Genomic DNA, 25,930 nt, shown 5'->3' with positions numbered 1-25,930 from the left:
AAATGTTTTTTACCGTACTGCATCAAACTCCCGAACCGCATGAAATCAGCATTCCAAATCAACATACTGTTTCACAAGAAATAAATCACCTTATCTTGTCATTAGATGAAATTAATAACACTATAAACTAATAGCGTGATAATAAATTGGGAGGGGAAATGATGAAACGTTTTTTAAAAGCAGCAGTAATAACTACCGTGTTTATTTCCGGCATGGCGCTGGCGCAGGATGCCGTCATTCCATGGGCTACCAACAGCGGTGGTACCGAAAGCACACATATTGCGGCAATGGGACAAAATTTGAATGCGCAGCATCAGCAGATTAACCAGACACAGGAAGGTGTATGGGCAACAAACTCTGGCAGCATTCGAGCTGACGAAATAGCACTTATCAGCACTAAGCCGGCGTTTAAAGGTTATCCTGAATTAATGCCGCATCAGAATTAACTCTCCGAGCTCACGTCAGACAAATCCACGCTGACGTGAGCGTGTGGGCTGATCGGCATGGCTGCGGATGCGATGGTGGAAGAGGTGAACTACACCATGGTTACTGACCTGCAAATCTTTATGTGCAGCAAAGCTAAAGTGACAACGGATAAAGTTGCTGCATTTAATTTGTTGGGGTTGCCGGGGGGCGGCTATGCCTTACCCGGCCTACTAACCTTCCGACTCGGTATCAGGGCGCTACAGGTTGCCAGTTTTTATCCGGATAGAATGTGGTTAACGCTTGTGCTTTCTGCTGTGATTCAACACCGAGATCGGCCTGGTAGACTTTGTCTTCACCGTTAATCATAAAACTCATCACGCCGGTGTGATCGTAGCTAACGGGCCAGGCTACCATGGCAAAACCGCTGGTTTTATCGGGAAGGATCCGGAAGCGATAGCCGTGATAGCCCATGCCCGGCTCCTGTGGACTGAAGGCTGGGCCAAGCGGGCTTGGCGCTTCGCCCGGCGAAACAGGCCAGTACAGACCATCCTTTTTCCCTTCAGAACTGACAATCTTTTGCGCGTATTTCTGGTTCATCGAAAAATAGCTCTGCTGGGCATCCACATAGGCGTGCAACGCCTCAATGGCAGCAAGTTCGTTGCGTCCAATCTCACGGGTCAGGATCTCTTCGGCCGCTTCCTTGATATCAAATTGCCAGCCTGAAGCGTTTTTGACGACCGGGATTGGCAGTTGCCAGTCGCTGTCCCCAACCACAAGATGCGCCGTATTGCCGTCGATGACAGTGCTATGGCGTACCTTCCAGTCACGCAGGAAGCGATCAACTGCATCAGGATCGACGCCTTCTGGCGGTAGAAAATCACGCCAGTTTTCCCCGAGCAGGTTGCTCATTGCACTTTCATTTTGCTCACTGATAGCGTTTGCCAGCGCATCTGTTGCCTGGTCTGGTGTGCTGAAGGATTGTTGTGCCATCGCGGTGGCCGAAACCATAAACAACACCATTCCACTGAGTAGTTTATTTTTCATGTCGGTTCCCTTAACGATGACGGAATTCACGGTGTTCAACACGCCCGCCAGAAGGCTGGCGCGATGGCTGATTACGGGCGACCTGCCGGCTCTGGGCACCTCGCTGTTGCTGTGCCTGCCAGTTGGCGGAGCGACTGTCGTTACCGCTCAGCGCATTGGCGCGTGGCTGGCTGGTTCGCTGTTGAAGATTGCGCTGTTGTACATTGCGTTGCTGCGCCGGTTGCGTGACCCGTTTCTCCTGTCGCTGGGCGACTGCCTGGCGATTCTCCCGCTGCTGAGTGCTCGTCCGCTTCGCGGTTTGCGGTTTGGTATCGTAACCGCGGTAGTTATTACGTTGGGAAATTTGCTTCAGTTGTTGATTCGATGCCTGGCGCTGGGCGTCTCTCGTGCCCGTACGCGCCGTTTGCGGGAATGTTTTCCCCGTCGATTTCTCCATCTGGCTCAGGGCTGCCTGACGCTGGCTATCACGGTTGACCGGTCTTTGCTGGGTCGAACTTAACCCGGTTGCCGTGTTAGTGGAGTGGAAGCGGTTATTGAGCTGGCTATTTGGGTAAGGCACACCCTCACGGTAGGCCGGGTTATGCTGCCAGGTACGGTTGGCATCTGTCAGGCGCTGCCCACTGATTTTATTGAAGTTATCAACGTTAATGTTGATGTTGTTATCACCGTTGCGGTTATAGCCGCCATGGTTATCCCAGTCATCATTATGATGGTGGTCGTCGTCGTCATCCCAGTCGATGTTGCTGAAGATGGCATAGGTTGTGGCGACACCAAGGCTGAAGCCTAAACCATTGACGAAGCTGTTACCAAATTGCTCACCGGGCGTTGGTGGCAGATAGGTTGGCGGATAGGCGGTATTCGGCCAGGTACCGTAAACCGTGTTCGGGTTATAGGTTGGAACGTACACCACCTGCGGATCGGCGGATTCAATCTTGATGACAGTAGGGCTTGTCGTGGTGGTAGTGCTGGTCGTCGACGTGCTGGTGGCGGTTTTCGCCGGTGCCGCTTTGGTCACGGTGGTGACGGTCTGTTGCGGTGTTGATTGCAGCGCGCCGGTTTGTTGCGCCAGTACACGCAGACGTTGAACGGAATCCATGACGTCCTTCGGCTGTGCGAGGAAAGCATCGCCCAGGCTTTGTACCCACGGCGGATTTTCACCCATCAGTGACATCAACTGAGGAAAAGCGACCAGCGATTTCACGCTGGGATCCCAGGGCTGGCTGGCAACGGCCTGAATGGCGGCATCGCCCTGCATTTTGGGATTGTCTTTTGACCACTGTGCGGCCTGGATGACGTTAGCCGGATAGGTTGAGGCCATCAAAATTTGCGACAACAGCGAGTCTGGATAGAGCGCGATAGGTGCAACCCACTGATCGATTTGTGCTGCTGAGTAGGTTGGTGCCACGGCGGGTGCAGTTTGCTCTACCGGGGCGGGGGCCGCTACGGGAGCTGGGGCCGGTGTTGACGGTTGCTGCGCAACGGGGGCCGGAGCAGCAGGCTCCGTTGTGCGACTTTTAACAAACATCACGCCAGAGGCGGCAAACAGCCCGGCACTGCACAAAAGGACAAGCAGATGTGGCTTAAGGGGCAACTTCATAAAATGACTCCAACGAGACGAGCGCTGTGCCGTGAGGCGTTCCTGTTGCCGCGAGTATTATTCACCCGTGTTAGACAGTTTTGACTTTTATGGTTGATTCACCAGATACGTCCGGAAAAAGAGTGTGAGTATTTATTACACAATTATATGTGATGGCGGAAAAATCGCTGGAATATTCAGCCGATCGCGCTTGAAAATTAACCGTTTATGGGCGGTTTTAAGCTGACTTAATTTCGCCTCACCTTGTCGCTATACCATTCTTAACGATTCAGCCAATTTTTTATGTTGCTTTTTTGTAAACGGATTAACACTTAATGAAAATCCTGTTATTGTGCCTTATGCGGTACCGGGCATTTACCCTACTAACTACTGTCTCACAGGAGCGTGAAGAGAATCGCCCATCTACAAAAGCGCCGCATTATGACAATGAGAGCGAGGAGATATCGTCGTGCTAGAAGAATACCGTAAGCACGTAGCTGAGCGTGCTGCCCAGGGGATTGTGCCAAAACCTTTAGACGCAACCCAAATGGCTGCACTTGTCGAGCTGCTGAAGACCCCGCCTGTGGGCGAAGAAGAATTCCTGTTAGACCTGTTGATCAACCGTGTTCCTCCTGGCGTAGATGAAGCCGCTTATGTTAAAGCTGGTTTTCTCGCCGCTGTCGCAAAAGGCGACACTACCTCCCCGCTGGTTACCCCAGAAAAAGCCATTGAACTGCTGGGCACCATGCAGGGTGGCTACAACATTCATCCGCTGATCGACGCGCTGGACGATGCAAAACTGGCGCCGATTGCCGCCAAAGCGCTCTCTTCAACGCTGCTGATGTTCGATAACTTCTACGATGTAGAAGAAAAAGCCAAAGCGGGCAACGAATATGCGAAGCAGGTAATGCAATCCTGGGCTGATGCCGAATGGTTCCTGAACCGTCCAGCTCTGGCTGAAAAAATCACCGTTACTGTCTTTAAAGTGACGGGTGAAACCAACACCGATGACCTTTCTCCGGCACCGGATGCATGGTCTCGCCCGGATATCCCTCTGCACGCGCTGGCGATGCTGAAAAACGCCCGTGAAGGTATCGAACCGGATCAGCCGGGTGTGGTTGGCCCGATCAAACAGATCGAAGAATTGCAGAAAAAAGGTTACCCGCTGGCTTATGTGGGTGATGTTGTCGGTACCGGTTCTTCGCGTAAATCCGCAACCAACTCCGTGCTGTGGTTCATGGGTGACGACATTCCTCATGTGCCGAACAAGCGTGGCGGCGGCCTGTGCCTCGGCGGCAAAATTGCACCTATCTTCTTCAACACCATGGAAGATGCGGGCGCACTGCCGATTGAAGTGGACGTGTCGAACATGAACATGGGCGACGTGATTGACGTTTACCCGTTCAAAGGCGAAGTACGCAACCACGAAACCGGCGAACTGCTGGCAAGCTTTGAGCTGAAAACCGAAGTCCTGATCGACGAAGTACGCGCCGGTGGCCGTATCCCGCTGATCATCGGTCGTGGCCTGACCACCAAGGCGCGCGAAGCGCTGGGCCTGCCGCACAGCGACGTATTCCGTCAGGCGAAAGACGTGGCGGAAAGCAGTCGTGGCTTCTCCCTGGCACAGAAAATGGTTGGCCGCGCCTGCGGCGTGAAAGGCATCCGTCCGGGCGCATACTGCGAACCGAAGATGACCTCCGTCGGTTCTCAGGATACTACTGGCCCTATGACCCGTGACGAACTGAAAGACCTGGCGTGCCTGGGCTTCTCGTCTGACCTGGTGATGCAGTCCTTCTGCCACACTGCGGCGTATCCGAAGCCGGTTGACGTGAACACGCATCACACGCTGCCAGACTTCATCATGAACCGCGGCGGTGTGTCGCTGCGTCCGGGCGACGGCGTTATTCACTCCTGGCTGAACCGCATGCTGCTGCCGGATACCGTAGGTACCGGTGGTGACTCCCATACCCGTTTCCCTATCGGGATTTCCTTCCCGGCAGGTTCTGGTCTGGTGGCGTTTGCTGCTGCGACCGGCGTGATGCCGCTGGATATGCCGGAATCCGTTCTGGTGCGTTTCAAAGGCAAAATGCAGCCTGGTATCACCCTGCGCGATCTGGTACACGCCATCCCGCTGTACGCGATCAAACAGGGTCTGCTGACCGTTGAGAAGAAAGGTAAGAAGAACATCTTCTCTGGCCGCATTCTTGAAATCGAAGGTCTGCCGGATCTCAAAGTAGAGCAGGCGTTCGAATTGACCGACGCCTCCGCTGAACGTTCTGCTGCTGGTTGTACCATCAAGCTGAACAAAGAGCCGATCGTTGAGTATCTGAGCTCTAACATCGTTCTGCTGAAGTGGATGATCGCAGAAGGTTACGGCGATCGCCGTACGCTGGAACGTCGTGTGCAGGGCATGGAAAAATGGCTGGCGGATCCGCAGTTGCTGGAAGCCGACGCTGACGCAGAATACGCGGCAGTGATCGACATCGATCTGGCGGATATCAAAGAGCCAATCCTGTGTGCACCGAACGATCCGGACGATGCGCGTCTGCTGTCTGACGTACAGGGCGAGAAGATCGACGAAGTGTTCATCGGCTCCTGCATGACTAACATCGGCCACTTCCGTGCCGCTGGTAAGCTGCTGGATGCGCACAAAGGCCAACTGCCAACGCGTCTGTGGGTGGCTCCGCCAACCCGTATGGATGCGGCACAGTTGACCGAAGAAGGTTATTACAGCGTGTTCGGTAAGAGCGGTGCGCGTATCGAAATTCCAGGCTGCTCTCTGTGCATGGGTAACCAGGCGCGTGTAGCCGACGGCGCAACGGTGGTGTCGACCTCTACCCGTAACTTCCCGAACCGTTTAGGTACCGGAGCGAACGTCTACCTGGCTTCTGCGGAGCTGGCGGCGGTTGCGGCGCTGATTGGTAAACTGCCGACGGCGGAAGAGTACCAGACCTATGTGGCGCAGGTAGATAAAACGGCCGTAGATACTTACCGTTATCTGAACTTCGACCAGCTGTCTCAGTATACCGAGAAAGCCGATGGTGTGATTTTCCAGACTGCGGTGTAATGCCCTAAAGCATTTTGTGTAAAAACGCATCAATGCCCGGAGAAGTCTGCTTCTCCGGGCATTTTTATTTCTATTCCTTATACCCACTACGCTTTTTTTCTGCCGCGCTGCTGCGATAATTACAGCAAGGCGCAATGCGGTATTGGCGCATTGCCGGGAGTAGAGGAAGACATTATGGATTACGAATTTCTGCGCGATATTACCGGGGTGGTAAAAGTGCGTATGTCCATGGGCCACGAGGTGGTGGGGCACTGGTTTAATGAGGAAGTGAAAGAAAACCTGGCCTTACTTGATGAAGTGGAACAGGCAGCGCGTGCGGTTAAGGGCAGTGAGCGCTCCTGGCAGCGAGCAGGGCATGAATACACGCTCTGGCTGGATGGCGAAGAAGTGATGGTTCGCGCTAATCAGCTGGAGTTCTCTGGCGATGAGATGGAAGAGGGGATGAGCTACTACGACGAAGAAAGTTTTTCGCTCTGTGGTGTAGAGGACTTTCTTCAGGTTGTGGCGGCATACCGCGAATTTGTGCATCAATCCTGAGATATTTCAGATATCAATGAAGCCGGGTGAGACAAACCCGGCTTTTTTTTCATCCGAATGATTATTTGATTTTTATTAATCATTCAAAAACTGTGATCTGCCGCGTTTGTGATCTGATTTTGATTGAATATAATCGTTGTGATTTTATTTAATCACAACATAACAACAGGCGGGAAGACCATGAACATCAAGAAGGCAATAGAACGCGTACCCGGCGGCATGATGGTTGTGCCGTTGGTTATCGGTGCCATTATCAACACTTTTGCCCCGCAGGCGTTGCAGATCGGTGGATTCACCACTGCTTTATTTAAAAATGGCGCGGCTCCCTTGATTGGCGCGTTCCTGCTCTGTATGGGCGCGGGAATTAGCGTAAAGGCGGCGCCGCAAGCTTTGCTACAAGGCGGCACGATTACGCTGACCAAGTTATTGGTCGCGATTGCAATTGGTCTCGGGGTTGAACACCTGTTTGGCGCGGAGGGCATCTTTGGCTTAAGCGGTGTTGCCATTATTGCGGCAATGAGTAACTCCAATGGCGGGCTTTACGCGGCGCTGGTTGGCGAGTTTGGCAATGAACGTGATGTCGGTGCGATCTCCATTTTGTCTCTGAATGACGGGCCTTTCTTTACCATGATCGCGCTGGGCGCGGCGGGTATGGCAAATATTCCTATCATGGCGCTGGTGGCGGTTCTTGTTCCGCTGGTGGTTGGCATGATCCTCGGTAACCTCGACGCCAATATGCGTGACTTCCTGACCAAAGGCGGTCCACTGCTCATTCCTTTCTTTGCATTTGCACTTGGAGCCGGTATTAACCTGGAAATGCTGCTGCAAGGCGGTCTGGCGGGCATTCTGCTGGGCGTACTGACCACCTTTGTGGGCGGCTTCTTTAACATTCGTGCCGATCGTCTGGTAGGCGGGAGTGGTATTGCTGGTGCTGCGGCATCCAGTACGGCGGGGAACGCTGTCGCGACGCCACTGGCCATAGCACAGGCCGATCCCTCGCTGGCAGAGGTTGCTGCTGCGGCAGCGCCGTTGATCGCTGCGTCGGTCATTACAACCGCCATTCTGACACCAATTCTTACGTCGTGGGTCGCGAAAAGGCAGTCTCGTCAGACCGTGCAGGAGAAGAAAGCATGAAAATGATCGTTATCGCCGATGACTTTACGGGCTCTAACGATACCGGCGTACAGTTGGCGAAAAAAGGGGCGCGTACCGAAGTAATGCTGACCCCAGCGCAGAAACCGTCGCGCCGCGCCGATGTTCTGGTCATCAATACGGAAAGCCGGGCGATGCCGGCAACGCAGGCCGCCGCGGCTGTACAACAAGCGTTAGCGCCATGGTGTGAGGGCGAAGCAATACCGCTGGTATACAAAAAAATAGACTCGACATTTCGTGGCAATGTGGGGGCTGAAGTCACTGCAGCCATGCGTACAGCCGGTCGGACGCTGGCCGTGATTGCGGCGGCAATTCCTGCTGCCGGGCGCACCACGCAGGATGGCTTGTGCCTGGTCCATGGTGTGCCGCTGCTGGAAACGGAATTCGCCAGCGATCCAAAAACGCCTATTCACTCTTCGCGTATTGCTGAACTGGTCGCGCTGCAAAGCGATGTCCCTGTACATGAGGTGTCGCTGGTGGATGTGCGTCGGGGAAGTTTGAGTGCGCTGCTGAGCGCTTTTGCAAAAGCCGGCGAATGTATGGTGGTGGTGGATGCTGTGGAAGAGCGAGATCTCGCGCTCATTGCGCAGGCGGTTTGTGAGCAAAAACAGATGCCGCTGCTCGTAGGGGCGGCAGGGCTTGCCAATGCGCTACCGGCCGCAACGTTTATGCAAGAAAAGCAGGAATTACCGGTGTTGGTTGTGGCTGGCTCAATGAGTGAGGCAACGCGACGTCAGGTGGAAAAAGCAGTGTGTCAGGGTCGGGCAAAAGTCGTTGATATCGATGCCGCGCGGTTGGTTGCATCGTCATTTGCACCGGAAATGGACTCTGTTATTGAACAGGCTTGCGCGCAACTGAGCCAGCAGCAGCACACGATCTTACGCACCAGTCGATGTGCAGAAGACCGGGACATGATCGACACGCTGTGTTTCAACGTGGGGATGAGTCGCCAGCAGTTGGGAGAACTGCTGAGTCAGCGTCTAGGGGAGATAACGCTGCGCATTATTGAACAAGCACGTATCGGCGGATTGTTCCTGACCGGAGGCGATATTGCCACGGCGGTCGCCAGTGCGTTGGGTGCAGAAGGGTATCGCATCCACAGTGAGGTCGCCCCGTGTATTCCGTGCGGAACGTTTGTGAATAGCGAGATTGACGACTTGCCGGTTATTACCAAAGCGGGTGGATTCGGTTCTGATACGACCCTTTGCGATGCGCTGTATTTTATTGAGGAGATGTACCGTGGTAACTAAAACAATTGCGATTACGATGGGAGACCCGGCGGGGATTGGTCCGGAAATTATTGTTAAAGCGCTACGCGAAGATGAACTTAATGGTGCGCCGCTGGTGGTGGTTGGGTGCCTAAAAACGCTGCAGCGGTTACAGGCTCAGGGGCTGGCTGACGGAGTAACATTTCGCGCTATTGAACAGGTCGCCGATGCCAGATTCACGCCAGATACGATTCATGTGATTGATGAACCGCTGGCGAAACCTGACGAACTGGTCCCTGGTACAGTGCAGGCGCAGGCGGGCGATCTGGCCTATCGCTGTGTGAAGCGGGCGACTGAACTGGCGATGAAGGGGGATGTACATGCCATCGCGACCGCGCCGTTGAACAAAGAAGCGCTGCATCTCGGCGGACACAATTATCCTGGGCATACCGAACTGCTGGCAACGCTAACCGAAAGCCGCGACTATGCGATGGTGCTGTACACCGATAAGCTGAAAGTTATCCATGTTTCGACGCATATCGCTCTGCGCAAATTCCTTGATACGCTCAATGGGCAACGAGTCGAAACGGTGATTGGTATCGCGGATACCTTCCTGAAGCGCGTAGGCTTTGCACACCCGCGTATTGCCGTTGCGGGGGTAAATCCACATGCCGGAGAGAATGGCCTGTTTGGCGATGAGGAAATTCGTATTGTCGGACCCGCGATTGAGAATATGAAAGCGAAGGGGATGGATGTTTACGGTCCGTGCCCGCCGGATACCGTGTTTTTACAGGCTTATGAAGGTCAGTATGACATGGTGGTGGCGATGTACCACGATCAGGGGCATATCCCGCTGAAATTGCTGGGTTTCTATGATGGTGTAAATATCACAGCAGGTTTACCGTTTATTCGTACCTCTGCCGATCACGGTACGGCATTTGATATCGCCTGGACGGGAAAAGCAAAATCTGAGAGCATGGCCGTATCGATCAAACTGGCAATGCAACTGGCGTAATTTACTGTTATGAAAGGGCAACACCGTCTGGATAAGATTGTGGCGTATTTGAAAAATCATACGCTGGTTACCGTGGAACAGTTGGTTGACGCGGTTGACGCCTCTCCAGCAACGATCAGGCGCGATCTCATCAAGCTGGATGAACAGGGTGTGATCAGCCGCAGCCACGGCGGTGTTGCGTTACGACGCTTTGAAGCGGCGCAGCCAACCACAAACGAAAAGCAACTGCGATCGCCTGCTGAGAAACGGGCGATTGCGCGTTTTGCCGCCTCAATGGTGCGTGCGGGCGATGCCGTGGTGCTTGATGCCGGTACCACAATGCTGGAGCTGGCAAAATGTCTGACGCATTTGCCGCTGCGAGTGATTACCGTTGATCTGCATATTGCCCTGTTTTTGTCAGAATTCCGTCAGATAGAGGTGACGATCGTCGGTGGACGCATCGATGACAGCAGCCAGTCCTGTATTGGTGAGTTTGGCCGGAAAATGTTGCGCAGCGTCTATCCTGATATTGCTTTTATGAGCTGTAACACCTGGAGTATGGAAAAGGGTGTAACCACGCCAACGGAAGACAAAGCGGGATTAAAGCAGGAAATTATTGCGAATGCCCAGCGGAAGGTATTGCTGGCGGATAGCAGTAAGTACGGCGCACATTCGTTATTTAACGTCGCGCCGCTTAGTTGCTTTACCGATGTTGTTACCGATGTGAATCTACCGCCAAACGCGCAGGCTGAATTAAAAGCGCAATCCGTTGCCCTGACGCTGGTACAGCCAGAGTAACTGCACTCTCAACCCTGATTGCGCCGGAGATTATTTAACGTAGGCCAGCAGGCTCAGAGAGTCACGCGCCAGCGCTTTGCATTTCTTTGCTGTTGGGATGCCGATACCGCTGAGATCGCGGTAGCTGTCTTCACCCAACGCTTTCATATTGAAGGTGTCGTAATTACTCAGGTCCCACTGGTTTTGCTGGGCAAAAAAGACCAGTGCGCGACGAATCTGCCCATTAGGCAAATTCTGGTATCCACAGTCATTTTTCAGAAAAACAAAAACTGCCGTTAAATCGGCCATATCTTCGGCTTCGGACTCGCTGAGCGCGTAGCTATTTGCGCATACGGCCATCAGGGTGCCGAACAAAACTGTTCTGAAAAACGTCTTCATTGCTTCTACCACTGCATCACGGAATTTAAACGTTAGCATACTGCGAGCGAAGCGACGACCTTTATTATTAGCCGTTCACTTGACCTTCCCGTAAGGGGAAGGCTTATGCTTAAAAGATAGCCTGCTTAAGCTGCTGAATATAAGGAAGTGATTATGCAACGTCGTGACTTTTTAAAGTACTCCGTGGCGCTGGGCGTCGCGTCAGCGTTACCTCTGTGGAGCCGGAGCGTATTTGCCGCAGACCGCCCTGCATTGCCCATTCCTGACCTGTTAACCGCGGATGCCTCAAACCGTATGCAATTGGTGGTGCAAGCCGGAAAATCGAGCTTTGCTGGTAAAACAGCGACGACCTGGGGATATAACGGCAATTTACTCGGACCTGCGGTCAAGCTGAACAAAGGGCAGTCGGTGACCGTGGATATCCATAACCAGCTTGCCGAAGAGACGACGTTGCACTGGCACGGTCTGGAAATCCCCGGTGAAGTCGACGGTGGGCCGCAAGGCATTATCCCGGCGGGCGGGAAACGTTCAGTGACCTTCACGCCGGATCAGCGGGCGGCGACCTGCTGGTTCCACCCGCATCAGCATGGAAAGACCGGCCGTCAGGTAGCTATGGGACTGGCCGGACTGGTGCTGATTGAAGATGAAGAGATTCGCAAGCTGATGCTGCCTAAGCAGTGGGGCATTGATGATGTGCCGGTGATTATTCAGGACAAACAGTTCTCTGCTGATGGGCAGGTTGATTATCAACTGGACATCATGACCGCCGCAGTCGGCTGGTTTGGCGATACGCTGCTGACCAACGGGGCGATTTATCCTCAGCATGCCGCACCGCGTGGCTGGTTGCGTCTACGCCTGTTGAATGGTTGTAACGCACGCTCACTGAACATTGCGGCCAGCGACAATCGTCCTTTGTACGTCATTGCCAGCGACGGCGGACTGTTGGCTGAACCGGTAAAAGTGACCGAGCTTCCTATGCTGATGGGCGAGCGCTTTGAAGTGCTGGTGGATGTCAGTGACGGCAAAGCTTTTGATCTGGTCACTCTGCCAGTCAGCCAGATGGGGATGGCGATTGCGCCATTTGATAAGCCGCACCCGGTGATGCGCGTTCAACCGTTGCTGATTACCGCTTCCGGCACGCTGCCAGATTCGCTGACATCCATGCCATCGCTGCCGTCACTGGAAGGGCTGACGGTGCGCAAGCTGCAGCTGTCGATGGATCCGATGCTCGATATGATGGGCATGCAAATGCTGATGAAGAAATACGGCGGTCAGGCCATGGCGGGTATGGATCATGGGAAGATGATGGGCCATATGAATAATGACAATATGGGCCACGGCAATATGAATCATGGCAATATGAACCACGGTAAGATGGGGAATATGCAGCATGGCGACATGGGCAACATGAAGCATGGATCATTCGACTTCCATAATGCCAACCGGATTAATGGCCAGGCATTTGATATGAATAAACCGATGTTTGCCGCGGCGAAAGGTCAGCACGAACGCTGGGTGATTTCCGGTCAGGGCGACATGATGCTGCATCCGTTCCACATTCATGGTACGCAGTTCCGCATTCTGTCTGAGAATGGCAAAGCACCTGCCGCACACCGCGCGGGATGGAAGGACACTGTGCGGGTAGAAGGCGGCGTGAGCGAGGTGTTAGTGAAGTTTGACCACGACGCGCCAAAAGAGCATGCCTATATGGCGCATTGCCATCTGTTAGAGCATGAAGATACCGGGATGATGCTCGGCTTCACCGTATAAACAGCGGCGGATAGCGGTGGCGCTATCCGCTAAATGTTTATTCCAAAAACGGATTATTACCCTATCGTCCAGTAGAAGCATGCATATACTGATGAGGTTAATCACTTATCACGAGGTATGCATGACCCTTTTGCGTAAAGTACTGACGGCATCTTTTATTATGCTTCTGGCGGTTTCGGCACAAGCTGCGATGAAGATGGAACGCCAACAGATTTCAAAACTGAATTTAAGCCTTGAAATTCCTCAGACGCTCACGCCGATGCCGGACGAAATGGCAAAAATCAAATACCCTTCTGAAAACCGTCCACAGGTGATTTACGGTGACGAACGCGGTAAAGCGTCTTTAGGTATTACCGCCGGGCGCAACGCATTGCCTGCCGCTCAGTTGGATATGGCAAAGGATGCGACGCTGAAGATGCTGACCAACTTCAATCCGCAGGCCGAACCTGTCACGGTTGATGGGCATAAAGCGTGGCTGATTACCTTCCGTTCTCAAGCGCCGGATACTGAAATTCTCAATATGCTGCTGATTACCTCGCAAAATGAGAAAGCGGTGCAGGTCTCCTTCAATATGACCAAAGATCTGGTGGCTCAGTATCAGGAAGCCGCAAAAGCGTCGCTACTGTCACTGAAGTTTGAATAAAAAAACGCCCGCTGAATCGCGGGCGTTAACCATTTTACTTCGCGTCGTCCGGCAACGCGTATGCCACGATATAATCGCCCATCTTCGTACCAAATGAGCCGTGGCCCCCAGCGGAAATCACCACATACTGCTTACCGTTCACTTCATAGGTCATCGGCGTTGCCTGACCACCGGCCGGCAGACGGCCCTGCCACAGTTTTTCACCGTTACTCATGTTGTACGCACGCAGATAGTTATCTGCAGTCGCGGCGATAAACAGCACGTTCCCCGCGGTTGAGATAGGTCCGCCCAGCATCGGCATCCCCATATTGAACGGCACCGGAACCGGCATTGGGAACGGCATGCTGTCCTGCGGTGTACCTATACGTTTTTTCCACACCACGTGATTGGTTTTCAGGTCCACCGCGGAGATATAACCCCATGCTGGCTGCTTACACGGTAGGCCAAATGGTGAAAGGAACGGATTAAGCGTTACGCCGAACGGTACGCCGTATTGCGGCTGAATACCGGACTCCGTGCCTGTACCTTTGGCGTCTTTTGGCGGTTCCATTGGGTTGCCGGGACCGCGTGGGATCAGCTTCGAAACAAACGGCAGCGCCATTGGGTTGGCAATGGCGACCTGACGGTTAGGATCAACAGAGATGCCGCCCCATTCGAACATGCCGAGATTACCCGGGAACACCAGTGTGCCCTGCTCTGAAGGTGGGGTAAAAATGCCCTCATAGCGCAACTGATGAAACATTACGCGGCACACCAACTGGTCAAACATGGTTGCGCCCCACATATCCGCGCCACTGAGATCTTTATGCGGACGGAAGCTGAGGTCGGAGAACGGCTGGGTTTTGCTGACATAATCACCTTTGGCTGCACCTTGCGGCACCGGTTTTTCCGGGGCTGGCACCACCAGTTCACCATTACGGCGGTCGAGCACAAAGATATTACCGGTTTTTGCCGGGGCGTAAATGACCGGAACTTTCTCTCCGTTGACGTTGATATCCGCCAGAGTTGGCTGCGCCGGTAAGTCCATATCCCACAGATCGTGGTGAACGGTCTGATAGCTCCAGGCCAATTTCCCGGTAGTGGCATTTAACGCCAGGATGGAGCTGGCATAACGTTCCTGCTCCGGTGTGCGGTTACCGCCCCAAATATCCGGCGTGGTGACACCCATGGGCAGATATACCAGATCCAGCTTCGCGTCGTAGGCCGCAGGCGCCCAGGAGTTCGGCGAGTTAAAGGTGAAGGTATGTTCATCTGAAGGAATGAAATTAGGATCTTTGGCGCCTGGGTCGAACGCCCACAGCAGCTTACCGGTATTCACATCGAAGCCACGGATAACGCCGGAGGTTTCGCGGGTGGAGAAGTTATCAGTCACCGATCCGGCAATCACAATGGTTTTATCAGTGATGATGGGCGGTGATGTCGGCTCATACAGACCCGGCGTGGTATCCGGCATATTGGTCTGCAGATTCAAAATGCCTTTATTGGCGAAGGTTTCACATGGCTTGCCGGTCTCGGCATTCAATGCAAACAGTCGTCCATCATTGACCGGCAAAAGGATACGGCGCGGACAGTCGGCCATCACCTCTGCTGAAGCCGTATCCGGTCTGGCTTCATGATAGGAAACGCCGCGACAAGTTACGTGCTGGAAGCTGGTATTGGTATTAAGTTGAGGATCGAAATGCCACTTCTCTTTACCGCTGGCTGCGTCCAGGGCAAAAAGTCGCTGGTGGGCGGTACACAGATAAAGGGTATCGCCTACTTTTATGGGCGTGACTTCATTGGTGATTTCACCGGGATCGTTGGGTTGTTTTAAATCCCCGGTACGAAATACCCAGGCTTCTTTCAACTGATGAACGTTGTCTGCGTTGATTTGTTTCAACGGAGAGTAGCGTTGACCTTCCTGATTGCGGCCGTAAGCAGGCCAGTCTTCATCGGCAACCGGAGAGATAGCCTCGGCCACGGTGGCATCAGCACTCAACATTCCGTGAACCTCTTGTGGGTCGTTGAAGCCAGCCCAGGTCAGGATACCGCCGCTAATCAGCAGGGCCACCACCAGCCCCGCTACTGCGCCACTGGAAGGGATAATAAGGCGACGCCAGACGAAAGGCAGGATAAGCCAGATACCAAAGAAAACCAGGATGTCGCTACGCGGCGTCAGCGCCCAGAAATCAAATCCGACCTCCCATACGCCCCAAAGCATGGTGGCGAGAAGCAGGGCGGCATACAGCCAAAGGGCAGAGCGTTTACTGCGCCATAAAAGAAGCGCCACACCGAGCATGGCGAGGCCCGCGATCGGGTAATACCAAGAGCCGCCAATGGCGACGAGCCAACCTCCGCCAATCAGGAGATACAGTCCACAAAGTGCCGCGAATACGGCGCTCAGGGTCACGATAAGCCGTTGAGAACGTACGTTGTTATTTGCCATAAAAAATACCATCACATGTGTTATTTCTTTAATAGCAGTTAATTATAGGAGCTAAAACGCGTGACCATTGTCACATTATGAACTTTATCAACAGATGCCGCGTATGAATGCTTTTGCTGGTATACTGCGTGCCTTGCGCTTAGATGCTGGCTTATTTAAAGTAAGCATTAAGTGATTTGTTTTTAAATCATATGGTTAGATATATGAAACATACTGTTGAAGTCATGATCCCGGAAGCGGAGATCAAAGCGCGTATTGCTGAACTGGGGCGTCAGATTAACGAACGTTACAAGGACAGCGGCAGCGATATGGTGCTGGTTGGTCTGTTACGTGGCTCATTTATGTTTATGGCGGATCTGTGCCGTGAAGTGCATGTCTCTCACGAAGTCGATTTCATGACGGCATCCAGCTATGGCAGCGGAATGTCTACCACGCGTGATGTTAAAATTCTGAAAGACCTGGATGAAGACATTCGTGGCAAGGACGTGCTGATTGTCGAAGACATCATCGACTCCGGCAATACGCTGTCCAAAGTGCGTGAAATTCTGAGCCTGCGCGAGCCGAAATCCCTGGCTATTTGTACGCTGCTGGACAAACCTTCTCGTCGTGAAGTGAATGTTCCGGTCGAGTTTATCGGCTTCTCAATTCCTGATGAGTTTGTGGTCGGTTACGGCATTGACTATGCCCAGCGTTATCGCCATCTGCCGTATGTTGGCAAAGTGGTGCTGCTGGACGAGTAACTGGCTGGAGCGCCTGATGGCGCAGGTTTGTAAGCCGGGTAAGGCGTCGCCGCCTCCCGGCAATGTCACATTATTTATGGTTACTGTGTTTCTGACTCAGGTTAGACAACCCCTGGCGATAGCGCTGTTCCAGCGTTTCGCGGCTGGTGGCGGTGACGTCGAGATCGCGCAGCAGGCCATCATGAATACCGTAAGCCCAGCCGTGAATGGTCACTTTCTGACCGCGCTTCCAGGCTGAACGCATAATGGTTGAGTGGCCCAGGTTATAGACCTGTTCCATGACATTCAGTTCGCACAGGGTGTCCATACGACGTTCCTGCGGCATTTCGCCCAGCAGTGAGCTGTGTTTGAACCAGATATCGCGGATGTGCAGTAACCAGTTATCAATCAGCCCCTGTTCTTTATTTTCAATCGCCGCCTGGACGCCGCCGCATCCATAGTGGCCGCATATAATAATATGTTCCACTTCCAGCACATCCACCGCATACTGAACCACTGAGAGACAGTTCAGGTCGGTGTGAATAACCAGATTGGCAACATTGCGGTGAACAAATAATTCGCCCGGTTCAAGACCGGTTAATCGTTCAGCGGGAACGCGGCTATCGGAACATCCAATCCATAGAAAACGCGGATTCTGGGCATGTGTCAGCGTTTCAAAAAATCCGGGATCTTCTTCTATCAGCATCTTTGACCATAGTGCATTGTTGCTGATGAGTGTATCTATGTCTTTCATGGAGTAGCACGACCCGAAGCCAGATAAATTCGATGGGCTAATATAGGGTAACTCCATCATTATTTAAACTATATATAAAATGTCAGAACGTAAGGTAAGTATAAAAACATGACCATTGCTCTGGAACTTCAACAACTTAAAAAAACTTACCCCGGTGGCGTTCAGGCGTTACGCGGGATAGATTTGCAAGTCGAAGCGGGTGATTTTTATGCGCTTTTGGGACCGAATGGCGCAGGAAAATCCACCACCATTGGAATAATCAGCTCGCTGGTGAATAAAACCTCCGGGCGGGTGAGTGTCTTCGGATACGATCTTGAAAAAGATACGGTTAATGCTAAACGCCAGCTTGGCCTGGTACCACAGGAGTTTAACTTTAACCCGTTTGAAACCGTGCAGCAGATCGTGGTCAACCAGGCGGGTTACTACGGTGTTGAGCATAAAGAAGCGGTCAAACGCAGCGAACTATATTTAAAGCAGCTCGATTTATGGGAAAAACGTAACGAGCGCGCGCGCATGCTGTCTGGTGGGATGAAACGTCGTCTGATGATTGCCCGTGCGCTGATGCACGAGCCGAAATTACTCATTCTGGATGAACCAACGGCGGGCGTCGACATTGAGCTGCGTCGTTCAATGTGGGGCTTTTTAAAGGATTTAAACGACAAAGGCACCACCATTATTCTGACCACTCACTATCTCGAAGAAGCGGAAATGCTGTGTCGTAATATCGGCATTATTCAGCACGGCGAGCTGGTGGAAAACACCTCGATGAAGAGTCTGCTCTCCAAGCTGAAATCCGAGACCTTTATCCTCGATCTGGCACCAAAAAGTCCGCTGCCGAAACTGGAAGGTTATCAGTACCGACTGGTCGACACTTCCACGCTGGAAGTGGAGGTTCTGCGTGAACAAGGGGTCAACAGCGTCTTCTCTCAGCTGAGCGCACAGGGCATTCAGGTATTGAGTATGCGTAACAAAGCGAACCGACTGGAAGAACTGTTTGTTTCTCTGGTGCATGAAAAACAAGGAGATCGCGCATGATGCAGCTTTACTGGGTTGCGCTGAAAAGCATCTGGGCGAAAGAGATCCACCGCTTTATGCGTATCTGGGTCCAGACTTTGGTGCCTCCCGTCATCACCATGACGCTCTATTTTATTATCTTTGGTAACCTGATCGGCTCGCGTATCGGCGAAATGCATGGCTTTAGCTACATGCAGTTTATTGTACCGGGGCTGATTATGATGGCAGTGATCACCAACTCGTATGCCAACGTGGCCTCGTCGTTCTTTAGCGCCAAGTTTCAACGCAATATCGAAGAGCTGCTGGTCGCCCCGGTGCCGACGCACGTGATTATCGCCGGTTTTGTCGGCGGCGGCGTGGCGCGTGGCCTGTGCGTAGGCATTCTGGTGACGGCTATTTCACTGTTCTTCGTGCCGTTCCAGGTGCATTCCTGGGTCTTTGTGGCGCTCACGCTGGTGTTAACGGCGGTACTGTTCTCGCTGGCCGGTTTGCTGAACGCAGTCTTTGCAAAAACCTTTGACGATATCAGCCTGATCCCCACCTTCGTGCTGACACCGCTGACCTATCTGGGTGGCGTGTTCTATTCGTTAACGCTGCTGCCGCCGTTCTGGCAGGGACTGTCGCATCTGAACCCAATTGTCTACATGATTAGCGGCTTCCGCTACGGCTTCCTGGGTATTCATGATGTTCCGCTGGTCACCACGTTTGGCGTGCTGGTGGTGTTCATTGCGGCGTTTTACTTGCTGTGCTGGTACCTGATTCAGCGCGGACGCGGCCTGCGTAGCTAATTCTTTCTTCCTCTCCTGACTCGGGAGAGGAAGACTTTTGATGCTTATCACCATTACCGATTTATCACCCTGATAAACTACTTGCCTGCTAAGGAGGTAGGCAATGTTAGGTTGGGTAATTACCTGTCATGACGATAAGGCACAGGATATGCTGCATCGTCTGGAGAAAAAGTACGGTCCGTTGGAGCAATGTCAGGCGGTAAGTTTCTGGCGTGGGCTCAGCTCGAATATGTTAAGCCGCATGATGTGCCATGCCCTGCATGCCACAGACTCTGGTGAAGGGGTAGTATTCCTGACGGATATGGCCGGGGCTGCGCCATACCGTGTAGCCTCGTTAATGAGTCATAAACATCCCCAGTGTGAAGTGATTTCAGGTATCACCTATCCATTGCTTGAGCGAATGCTTTCGTCGCGGGAATTACTGAGCAGTTCTGCGTTTCGCGATTGCATCGTCGCGCTTGGCGGCCCCGACGTCTCCAGCCTATGGCATCAACAACAAAAAAATCCCCCCTTCGTGTTGAAGCATGATTTGTATGAGTATTAATCATTGGTATTGATGATGCTTTTGCTACAATAACCGAGGTTTCTCGCCTCGGTTAAATCATATGGTTATGCGCGTTCTGTTTGTTCTGTTGCTCCTGTTTTCTGGTGGCGTAGGTGCGGCCTTGCCCGCTCGCTATATGCAAACCACGGAAGATGCGGTGATCTGGGCGCATATTGGCAATAAGACGGAGACTGTCGGTAATTTACGCGCGGGACAGATTATTGCCGTTGAACCGGATGCAAAGGATTACTACACCTTCAACTTCGGTTTTGGCAAAGGCTACATCGACAAAGGGCACCTGGAACCTGTGCAGGGGCGTCAGCGTGTGGAAGACGGCCTGGGTGACTTAAATAAACCGTTGAGTAACCAGAACCTGATTACCTGGAAAGATACTCCGGTCTATAACGCGCCGGACGTAGGCAGTGCGCCGTTTGGTACGCTGGCTGAGAATCTACGTTACCCGGTGCTCAGTCGGCTGAAAGACAGACTGAATCAGACCTGGTATCAGATTCGCATCGGCGAGCGGCTGGCCTATATCAGCGCGCTGGATGCTCAGCAGGATAACGGTATCCCGATTCTGACTTACCATCATATTCTGCGCGATGAAGAGAACACGCGTTTTCGTCATACCTCCACCACCACATCAGTGCGCGCGTTCAGTAATCAGATGACCTGGCTGCGAGATATGGGCTATACCACGCTGACGATGTATCAGTTAGAAGACTACCTCAATAATCGCGCAAACCTTCCGGCGCGTTCGGTCGTTATTACGTTCGATGATGGCCTGAAGTCCGTTAGCCGCTATGCGCATCCCGTCCTCAAGCAGTATGGCTTTAAGGCGACGGCGTTTATCATTAGCTCACGTATCAAGCGCCACCCACAGAAGTGGGATCCGAAATCGCTGCAGTTTATGAGTATTTCCGAGCTGGAAGGGATCAAAGACGTGTTCGACTTCCAGTCGCACACCCATTTCTTGCATCGGGTGGATGGCCAGCGACGACCTATTTTACTCAGCCGTAACTATCACAATATTCTGTTTGATTTTGAACACTCCCGTCGGGCGCTCGGGCAGTTTAATCCGCATGTGCTCTATCTTTCCTATCCGTTTGGCGGCTATAACGCGACGGCGGTGAAAGCGGCGCATGATGCCGGTTTTCATTTGGCGGTGACGACGGTGAAAGGGAAGGTGAAGCCTGGCGATAACCCGATGTTGCTAAAGCGGCTGTATATCCTGCGGACGGATTCGCTGGAAACAATGTCGCGGCTGATAGTCAATCAGCCGCAGGGGTAAGGGCTGTCAGGCGACCTGTACCGGAATGGCTTTTGCAGTACGTTTCATTTCGTTGTCGCCTTCGAAATAGGCCACTTTCGGACGCCATGTACGGGCTTCTTCGTCAGACATAGTGACGAAGCTGGCGATAATCACAATGTCGCCAACTTCAGCACAGTGCGCCGCTGCACCGTTCACCGAGATGATTCTGGAGCCGCGTTCAGCCGCAATGGCATAGGTTGAGAAACGTTTACCATTGGTCACGTTCCAGATATCAATAGCTTCGTTTTCCAGAATACCTGAGGCATCAAGGAAATCCTGGTCGATGGCGCAGGAGCCTTCGTAATGCAGGTCCGCCTGCGTGACTTTTACGCGGTGGAGCTTGCCTTGCAGCATGGTGCGAATCATAACTTCTATACCCTGTCGTTTACCTTGGCTAAGCAGGCGCGACTGGCCTGCTTTGAGAAATCTTCAGGCAGTATTGCCCGATTTTTAACCCCTGTCTACTGGGCTAATGTAACGCTTTGATTATCGATCAGACGAGCCTGACCCAGCCATGCTGCGGCCAGAATCACCGCGCGTTTACTGGTTTCAGTCAACTCCAGCAGCGTGTCGGCATCACGAATTTGAATATCGTCGGCGCGGAAGCCTTTTTCATTCAGTTCTTGTTCGGCAATGGTAATAATTTCTTGCAGCTCACGATTACCCGCAATCAGCTTTTCAGCGATACCGTTCATCACGTTGTGCAGGCCTGGCGCAATTTTACGCTGTTCTGCCGTTAGATAACCGTTACGTGAGCTGAGGGCCAGACCGTCTTTGGCGCGAATAATCGGTACGCCAACGATCTCAATGTCATAACCCATGTCCGCTACCATTTTGCGGATCAGCGCCAGCTGTTGGAAATCTTTTTCACCAAAGCAGGCGATATCGGGTTGGATCAGGTTAAACAACTTGCTGACGATAGTGGAAACACCACGGAAGTGGCCTGGGCGGCTGGCGCCTTCCAGCATGGTAGAGAGGCCGGGAACATCAACGAAAGTCTGGCCTTCCAGACCCTGCGGGTAGATCTCTTCAACGGCCGGAGCAAAGACATAATCGACTTTACGCTTGTTCAGCTTTTCGCAATCTTCCTGCAGGGTGCGCGGATAGCGCACCAGATCATCCGGTCGGTCAAACTGCATCGGGTTAACGAAAATGCTGACGAACACCACATCAGCCCGCGCTTTTGCTTCATCGACCAGTTTCATATGGCCGTCGTGCAGGTTGCCCATGGTGGGAACCAGTGCGACGCGTTTGCCTTCCTGACGCAGACGACGAATATGCTGGCGCAGCAGCGGCAGGGTTTCAATGATTAACACGACAAGACTCCTTGAGTTGCCTGAGGTACCGTAGGCCGGATAAGACGCGTAGCGTCGTCATCCGGCACGGTCAGAAAATTAGTGGAAGCTGTGCTCTTCACCCGGATAAACGCCGGACTCTACTTCAGCCATATACTGCCGCACTGCGGCGCGCATGTCGCCTGCTTCATTGAGGAAATTCTTCGCAAATTTCGGGATATGGCCACCGGTAATGCCAAAGGCATCATGCATGACGAGGATTTGACCGTCGGTGACGTTACCGGCGCCGATACCAATTACCGGAATCGACAGCGCTTCAGTAACGCGCTTCGCCAGTTCAACCGGCACGCACTCCAGCACCAGCAACTGAGCGCCAGCGGCTTCTAAGGCCAGCGCATCATCCAGCAGTACCTGCCCGGCGTCGCCGCGGCCCTGAATTTTATAGCCGCCGAAGATATTCACCGACTGGGGCGTTAATCCCAGATGGCCGCAAACCGGCACCGCGCGTTCGGTGAGCATTTTCACCGTATCCGTAAGCCAGGCGCCGCCTTCGATTTTGACCATATTAGCACCCGCGCGCATGACTACCGCAGCGTTTTCAAACGCCTGCTCCGGAGTGGCATAAGCCATAAACGGTAGGTCGGAGAGCAGCAGACAATTCGGTGCACCGCGACGCACGGCTCGGGTGTGGTAAGCAATGTCTTCAACGGTAACGGGCAGGGTGGAGTCGTGCCCCTGTACCGTCATGCCCAGCGAATCACCGACCAGCATCACGTTGATGCCTTCATCGGCAAACAGCTTAGCGAAGCTGTAGTCGTAGGCGGTGATAGTCGCGAAGCGCTTTTTCTCTTGTTTGCATTTCTGCAACACAGCGATAGTGGTGGGTTTGCTCATAACCTCTCCGGCCATAATATTGATGAATATAATGGCCGCATTGTAGGGGAATGAAGCAGAAAAGCGTTAGCCCTTTGTGTGTATTCCCGGCAGCGAGAGCCACCGGATTAACGCGCTTAGGGGTAGTCGATAGTGAAGCTGCCTGTCGCTTTGAACTCGCCGGGTTTGATGGTGTTGCTACCGTCTTGTTTCAGCGTTGCTCTGAAATTCAGAATCTGATCGGGGTTACCGATATTGCTATAAGTATAGTCTTCCATATTCGTAAACTTATAAACGGAGCTGGAGTTGTTTGGCATGATCGTCATCCAGTCGCTGATGCTTGCTGGATTCTTCTCGCCGGCAACCGTCACGCCAATACCGCTGGCGGCACCAGATGTTAAAGTATTACCCAATAATGCGTTGTCACTGCTGCCTGTTATTGTTGATCCTAACTTCACTTCGACATTCTTAATGTAGGTACAGTTACTTAATTTTATTGAAAAGTCTTTTGTCACACCGTCGCCTTTCAGTTCTTCTGCGTTGCGACTGCCAAAAGGCACGGTAGATCCTGAAACACCTTCACCTGTGACGGCAGTGGCAGTACATGTTGGGTAGTGAATCGTTATTGAACCTGGACTGATGACGTAATCAAGGTAGTGGTTGCCACCACCGATACTGGTGTCTGAAAGCTTAAATCGGAAGTTGTATCCGGTACTTGTTGGAAAGGTAACGTTAACTGCTGATGTGGTTGGCTTAAATGTATCATCAGCATAAAGATGGAATTTAATCCACAGAACAATTCCCCCCATTTCAAAATAACCTTTCTTCCATGCGATTGAATCGCAGAAAGTGGAGAAATCTGCATAAGAGGTACTAATGAAATTCAGATCAAAGGACTTATAATCCGTACCACCGCCGTTCCAGTCAACCCAAAATGAACTCCCTGGATAATAGGCGGTGCCAAAGTTAATTTTGGTAATTTCCATACCAAGATACAAACCCGTAGTATTTGTTTTCCATAATGGATTGCCGCTATTATTTTTAATACCCGCACTCTGAAAACCATGATAAAGATTTACACTATGAACATCGTGGTTATAGTTACAATTAAGTCCATGCTTGGGATCAAATTCTGTCGCATTAGAAACAGCAAGTTCGCGTAATCCTGATTCTGTATGGGCGGCAACTGAAGGGAGCAGGTTCCATGAGAATGGAACTGAGTAGTCTTGTACATCTGCATATTCTGCACCTCCTTGATACGAGGTCGCTTGCCCAATATAGACAGACCATGCATAAGCGTTGCTGGCTCCTAACCATAAAAATAGAGATGATATTAAAAGGAGTATGTTTTTTTTCATGGCTAATTTCCCTATTAATGGTCGTTCCGAATTTTATTGGTAGGTGACATTGACAAGTACATGGCTACTTAATTCGCCGAGGGTAACCGTTTCGGTACTCAGGATTTTCTGCATCCGCGAATAAAAGGTCCATGTTGTATCGCTATAATCTGTAGCGGAAAATATCGCCCTTGACGAGCCGTCAGTATTCAACACATTTTGGCGTGGTGAATCTGTGGTGAAAATCACTACTCCTACATTTGCCACACCGCCCGAGGTCTGAGTTAGATCATTCGCAAATACCTGCTGGTTCCCATTCGCAAACTGGCCACTTTGGGGGGTAAAGTTAAAGGTAACATTAGTGATGGCTCCGTCACTGATTGGACAATTCAGAAGCTTAATTGAAAACTCTTGACCGCCTTCATAATCAGTTTCCGCAGTAATGCCGTCGGCAAAATAGGCGGGACCTACGGTTGCGAAATTTACCGTTCCACTGCCGTTAATCTCTAACTGGCAGGTATCCTTCTGCACGGTGGCGGTGAAATCCACGTTGGTGTCGGCATACAGCGGCGCGACAACCAGGGCTGTTGCCAGCCCCGGAATTAACGCGGAGAGTGTTAATCTACGCAAACGCATCATGGTGATTACCGTTACTGGTAAGTAATGGTGAAAACAGTATTGCTCAGAAAATCACCCGCAGTTATCTGAGAAAGGGTTGTTACTGGGCTGGATACCGGCACCAGACGCGCACTTAACGGATAATCGACAGGCGTGGTAGATGTCGCGGTTGAGAGGTCGATAGTTTGCTCGCTTGATGTAGGGTCGCCACAGTTGAACTGGACGCTATCTGTGCCAGCAGGTGTTGCTGTTGACCATATCTCCATACCGGTTTTACCCGCTTTTGTTGCTGACGTTGAGTTGTTGGCAAACTCAGGATTCTTGGAATTTGAGCCGGTGCACAAGTTGTTTGACGGAGCAATTCGCAGTTTTGCCGTTTTATCTTTTAACCCTGCGCAGTCGCTAAAGCGCAGGCTAAAGGATTTCGATTTGCTTTTTGCAAAAACTTCCGAGACATACACGTCGCCAAGACCAATCGTAGCGGTGGCGGTCTCACCGTCAAGCACCGATGCCGCACAGGTACCGGCGGTGATATTAGCCTCTACGGTTAAGTCCAACTGTGCAGTACCATCAGCCTGCGCCATGGTGGAAACGCCTGCCCCCATCGTTGCAAGTGCGCCAATCATTAACCCGCGCAAAAGTTGTTTTTTCATTATCA

At 52.3% G+C, this 25,930-nt stretch carries 25 protein-coding genes and 1 pseudogene; 15 read left to right on the top strand and 11 right to left on the bottom strand.

Translation table 11 applies throughout. From position 1 onward, the window contains the following. Positions 1–161 precede the first annotated feature (161 nt). Positions 162–446 carry a hypothetical protein gene (locus OGY17_RS01265; protein WP_032942376.1) on the top strand — a complete coding sequence of 95 codons (285 nt, stop codon included), beginning with the start codon at positions 162–164 and terminating at the stop codon, positions 444–446. Between the two features lie 39 nt (positions 447–485). Then, positions 486–608, top strand: a pseudogene (locus OGY17_RS01260) (complement resistance protein TraT); the annotation flags it as partial. Between the two features lie 67 nt (positions 609–675). Here the strand turns inward: OGY17_RS01260 and OGY17_RS01255 are convergent. Next, positions 676–1,470, bottom strand: coding sequence for a DUF2950 family protein (locus tag OGY17_RS01255; RefSeq protein ID WP_286606267.1), 795 nt, complete (start codon positions 1,468–1,470; stop codon positions 676–678). A 10-nt stretch (positions 1,471–1,480) separates the two neighbouring features. Further along, complete coding sequence (locus tag OGY17_RS01250; RefSeq protein WP_286606265.1) at positions 1,481–3,067, bottom strand: DUF3300 domain-containing protein; 1,587 nt, start codon at positions 3,065–3,067, stop codon at positions 1,481–1,483. Positions 3,068–3,515: 448 nt separating this feature from the next. Between OGY17_RS01250 and acnB the strand changes: the two genes are divergently transcribed. From acnB to OGY17_RS01220, 6 genes are all read left to right on the top strand, one after another. Then, a complete protein-coding gene (acnB, locus tag OGY17_RS01245) occupies positions 3,516–6,113 on the top strand; it encodes a bifunctional aconitate hydratase 2/2-methylisocitrate dehydratase (protein ID WP_008786215.1) in 2,598 nt (865 codons plus the stop codon). Positions 6,114–6,287: 174 nt separating this feature from the next. Further along, a complete protein-coding gene (gene yacL, locus OGY17_RS01240; RefSeq protein ID WP_020996227.1) occupies positions 6,288–6,650 on the top strand; it encodes a protein YacL in 363 nt (120 codons plus the stop codon). 180 nt (positions 6,651–6,830) lie between these two features. After that, positions 6,831–7,784, top strand: coding sequence for a 2-keto-3-deoxygluconate permease 1 (locus tag OGY17_RS01235; protein WP_048214928.1), 954 nt, complete (start codon positions 6,831–6,833; stop codon positions 7,782–7,784). Beyond that, positions 7,781–9,052, top strand: a complete 1,272-nt coding sequence (gene dtnK / locus OGY17_RS01230; protein ID WP_079934989.1) for a D-threonate kinase — start codon at positions 7,781–7,783, stop codon at positions 9,050–9,052. The genes OGY17_RS01235 and dtnK overlap by 4 nt, the downstream gene beginning before the upstream one ends. Beyond that, positions 9,042–10,025: a D-threonate 4-phosphate dehydrogenase gene (locus OGY17_RS01225; protein WP_008786220.1), complete on the top strand. Its 984-nt coding sequence runs from the start codon at positions 9,042–9,044 to the stop codon at positions 10,023–10,025. Before dtnK ends, OGY17_RS01225 begins: the two co-directional genes overlap by 11 nt. A gap of 9 nt (positions 10,026–10,034) precedes the next feature. Then, the gene (locus OGY17_RS01220) at positions 10,035–10,802 is read left to right on the top strand and encodes a DeoR/GlpR family DNA-binding transcription regulator (RefSeq protein ID WP_032942381.1); all 768 of its coding nucleotides are present in this window, start codon (positions 10,035–10,037) and stop codon (positions 10,800–10,802) included. Between the two features lie 30 nt (positions 10,803–10,832). Here the strand turns inward: OGY17_RS01220 and OGY17_RS01215 are convergent, their stop codons facing one another. Then, positions 10,833–11,180 (bottom strand): YacC family pilotin-like protein, encoded by a 348-nt coding sequence (locus OGY17_RS01215; protein ID WP_032941691.1) that lies wholly within the window; start codon positions 11,178–11,180, stop codon positions 10,833–10,835. Positions 11,181–11,333: 153 nt separating this feature from the next. On the opposite strand from OGY17_RS01215, the gene cueO reads away from it, so the two are divergent. Together cueO and OGY17_RS01205 are read left to right on the top strand one after the other, a co-directional pair. Further along, positions 11,334–12,950, top strand: a complete 1,617-nt coding sequence (gene cueO / locus OGY17_RS01210; protein ID WP_286606264.1) for a multicopper oxidase CueO — start codon at positions 11,334–11,336, stop codon at positions 12,948–12,950. A 121-nt stretch (positions 12,951–13,071) separates the two neighbouring features. Next, complete coding sequence (locus tag OGY17_RS01205) at positions 13,072–13,593, top strand: hypothetical protein (protein ID WP_032942383.1); 522 nt, start codon at positions 13,072–13,074, stop codon at positions 13,591–13,593. Between the two features lie 34 nt (positions 13,594–13,627). Here the strand turns inward: OGY17_RS01205 and OGY17_RS01200 are convergent, their stop codons facing one another. After that, positions 13,628–16,018 (bottom strand): glucose/quinate/shikimate family membrane-bound PQQ-dependent dehydrogenase, encoded by a 2,391-nt coding sequence (locus OGY17_RS01200; RefSeq protein ID WP_032941710.1) that lies wholly within the window; start codon positions 16,016–16,018, stop codon positions 13,628–13,630. 203 nt (positions 16,019–16,221) lie between these two features. Here OGY17_RS01200 and hpt point away from each other — a divergent pair, with 203 nt between their 5' ends. Beyond that, on the top strand, positions 16,222–16,758 hold the full coding sequence (hpt, locus tag OGY17_RS01195; protein ID WP_003018658.1) for a hypoxanthine phosphoribosyltransferase: 537 nt from the start codon (positions 16,222–16,224) through the stop codon (positions 16,756–16,758). A 70-nt stretch (positions 16,759–16,828) separates the two neighbouring features. Here hpt and can read toward each other — a convergent pair whose 3' ends face one another. After that, positions 16,829–17,491 (bottom strand): carbonate dehydratase, encoded by a 663-nt coding sequence (gene can / locus OGY17_RS01190; RefSeq protein ID WP_008786227.1) that lies wholly within the window; start codon positions 17,489–17,491, stop codon positions 16,829–16,831. Positions 17,492–17,599: 108 nt separating this feature from the next. Between can and OGY17_RS01185 the strand changes: the two genes are divergently transcribed. The 4 genes from OGY17_RS01185 (at position 17,600) to OGY17_RS01170 (ending at position 21,128) form a co-directional block, all read left to right on the top strand. Beyond that, entirely contained in the window at positions 17,600–18,526 is a 927-nt protein-coding gene (locus OGY17_RS01185; protein WP_003829469.1) for an ABC transporter ATP-binding protein, read from the top strand. Beyond that, complete coding sequence (locus OGY17_RS01180; protein WP_003829467.1) at positions 18,523–19,293, top strand: ABC transporter permease; 771 nt, start codon at positions 18,523–18,525, stop codon at positions 19,291–19,293. Before OGY17_RS01185 ends, OGY17_RS01180 begins: the two co-directional genes overlap by 4 nt. A 103-nt stretch (positions 19,294–19,396) precedes the next feature. Continuing rightward, complete coding sequence (locus OGY17_RS01175; protein ID WP_008786230.1) at positions 19,397–19,837, top strand: PTS sugar transporter subunit IIA; 441 nt, start codon at positions 19,397–19,399, stop codon at positions 19,835–19,837. 61 nt (positions 19,838–19,898) lie between these two features. Next, positions 19,899–21,128, top strand: a complete 1,230-nt coding sequence (locus OGY17_RS01170; RefSeq protein WP_020996224.1) for a polysaccharide deacetylase family protein — start codon at positions 19,899–19,901, stop codon at positions 21,126–21,128. 6 nt (positions 21,129–21,134) lie between these two features. Here the strand turns inward: OGY17_RS01170 and panD are convergent, their stop codons facing one another. The 6 genes from panD to OGY17_RS01140 all read right to left on the bottom strand — a co-directional run bounded on the left by panD (position 21,135) and on the right by OGY17_RS01140 (position 25,925). Then, the gene (gene panD, locus OGY17_RS01165) at positions 21,135–21,515 is read right to left on the bottom strand and encodes an aspartate 1-decarboxylase (protein ID WP_000621526.1); all 381 of its coding nucleotides are present in this window, start codon (positions 21,513–21,515) and stop codon (positions 21,135–21,137) included. 95 nt (positions 21,516–21,610) lie between these two features. Continuing rightward, on the bottom strand, positions 21,611–22,465 hold the full coding sequence (gene panC / locus OGY17_RS01160) for a pantoate--beta-alanine ligase (RefSeq protein ID WP_008786233.1): 855 nt from the start codon (positions 22,463–22,465) through the stop codon (positions 21,611–21,613). Between the two features lie 78 nt (positions 22,466–22,543). Continuing rightward, positions 22,544–23,338 (bottom strand): 3-methyl-2-oxobutanoate hydroxymethyltransferase, encoded by a 795-nt coding sequence (gene panB / locus OGY17_RS01155; RefSeq protein ID WP_008786234.1) that lies wholly within the window; start codon positions 23,336–23,338, stop codon positions 22,544–22,546. A 116-nt stretch (positions 23,339–23,454) separates the two neighbouring features. Then, positions 23,455–24,675, bottom strand: coding sequence for a fimbrial protein (locus OGY17_RS01150; protein ID WP_081364724.1), 1,221 nt, complete (start codon positions 24,673–24,675; stop codon positions 23,455–23,457). 33 nt (positions 24,676–24,708) lie between these two features. Next, entirely contained in the window at positions 24,709–25,293 is a 585-nt protein-coding gene (locus OGY17_RS01145; protein ID WP_252430290.1) for a fimbrial-like protein, read from the bottom strand. A gap of 11 nt (positions 25,294–25,304) precedes the next feature. Continuing rightward, complete coding sequence (locus tag OGY17_RS01140) at positions 25,305–25,925, bottom strand: fimbrial protein (protein WP_252430288.1); 621 nt, start codon at positions 25,923–25,925, stop codon at positions 25,305–25,307. Between the last annotated feature and the right edge of the window lie 5 nt (positions 25,926–25,930).

The organism is Citrobacter sp. Cpo126 (assembly GCF_030332445.1).
In the GTDB taxonomy this organism is placed as follows: Bacteria; Pseudomonadota; Gammaproteobacteria; order Enterobacterales; family Enterobacteriaceae; genus Citrobacter; species Citrobacter portucalensis.
The sequence above is the reverse complement of the archived record's forward strand: the minus strand, read 5'-3'. Positions and strand labels throughout refer to the sequence as shown.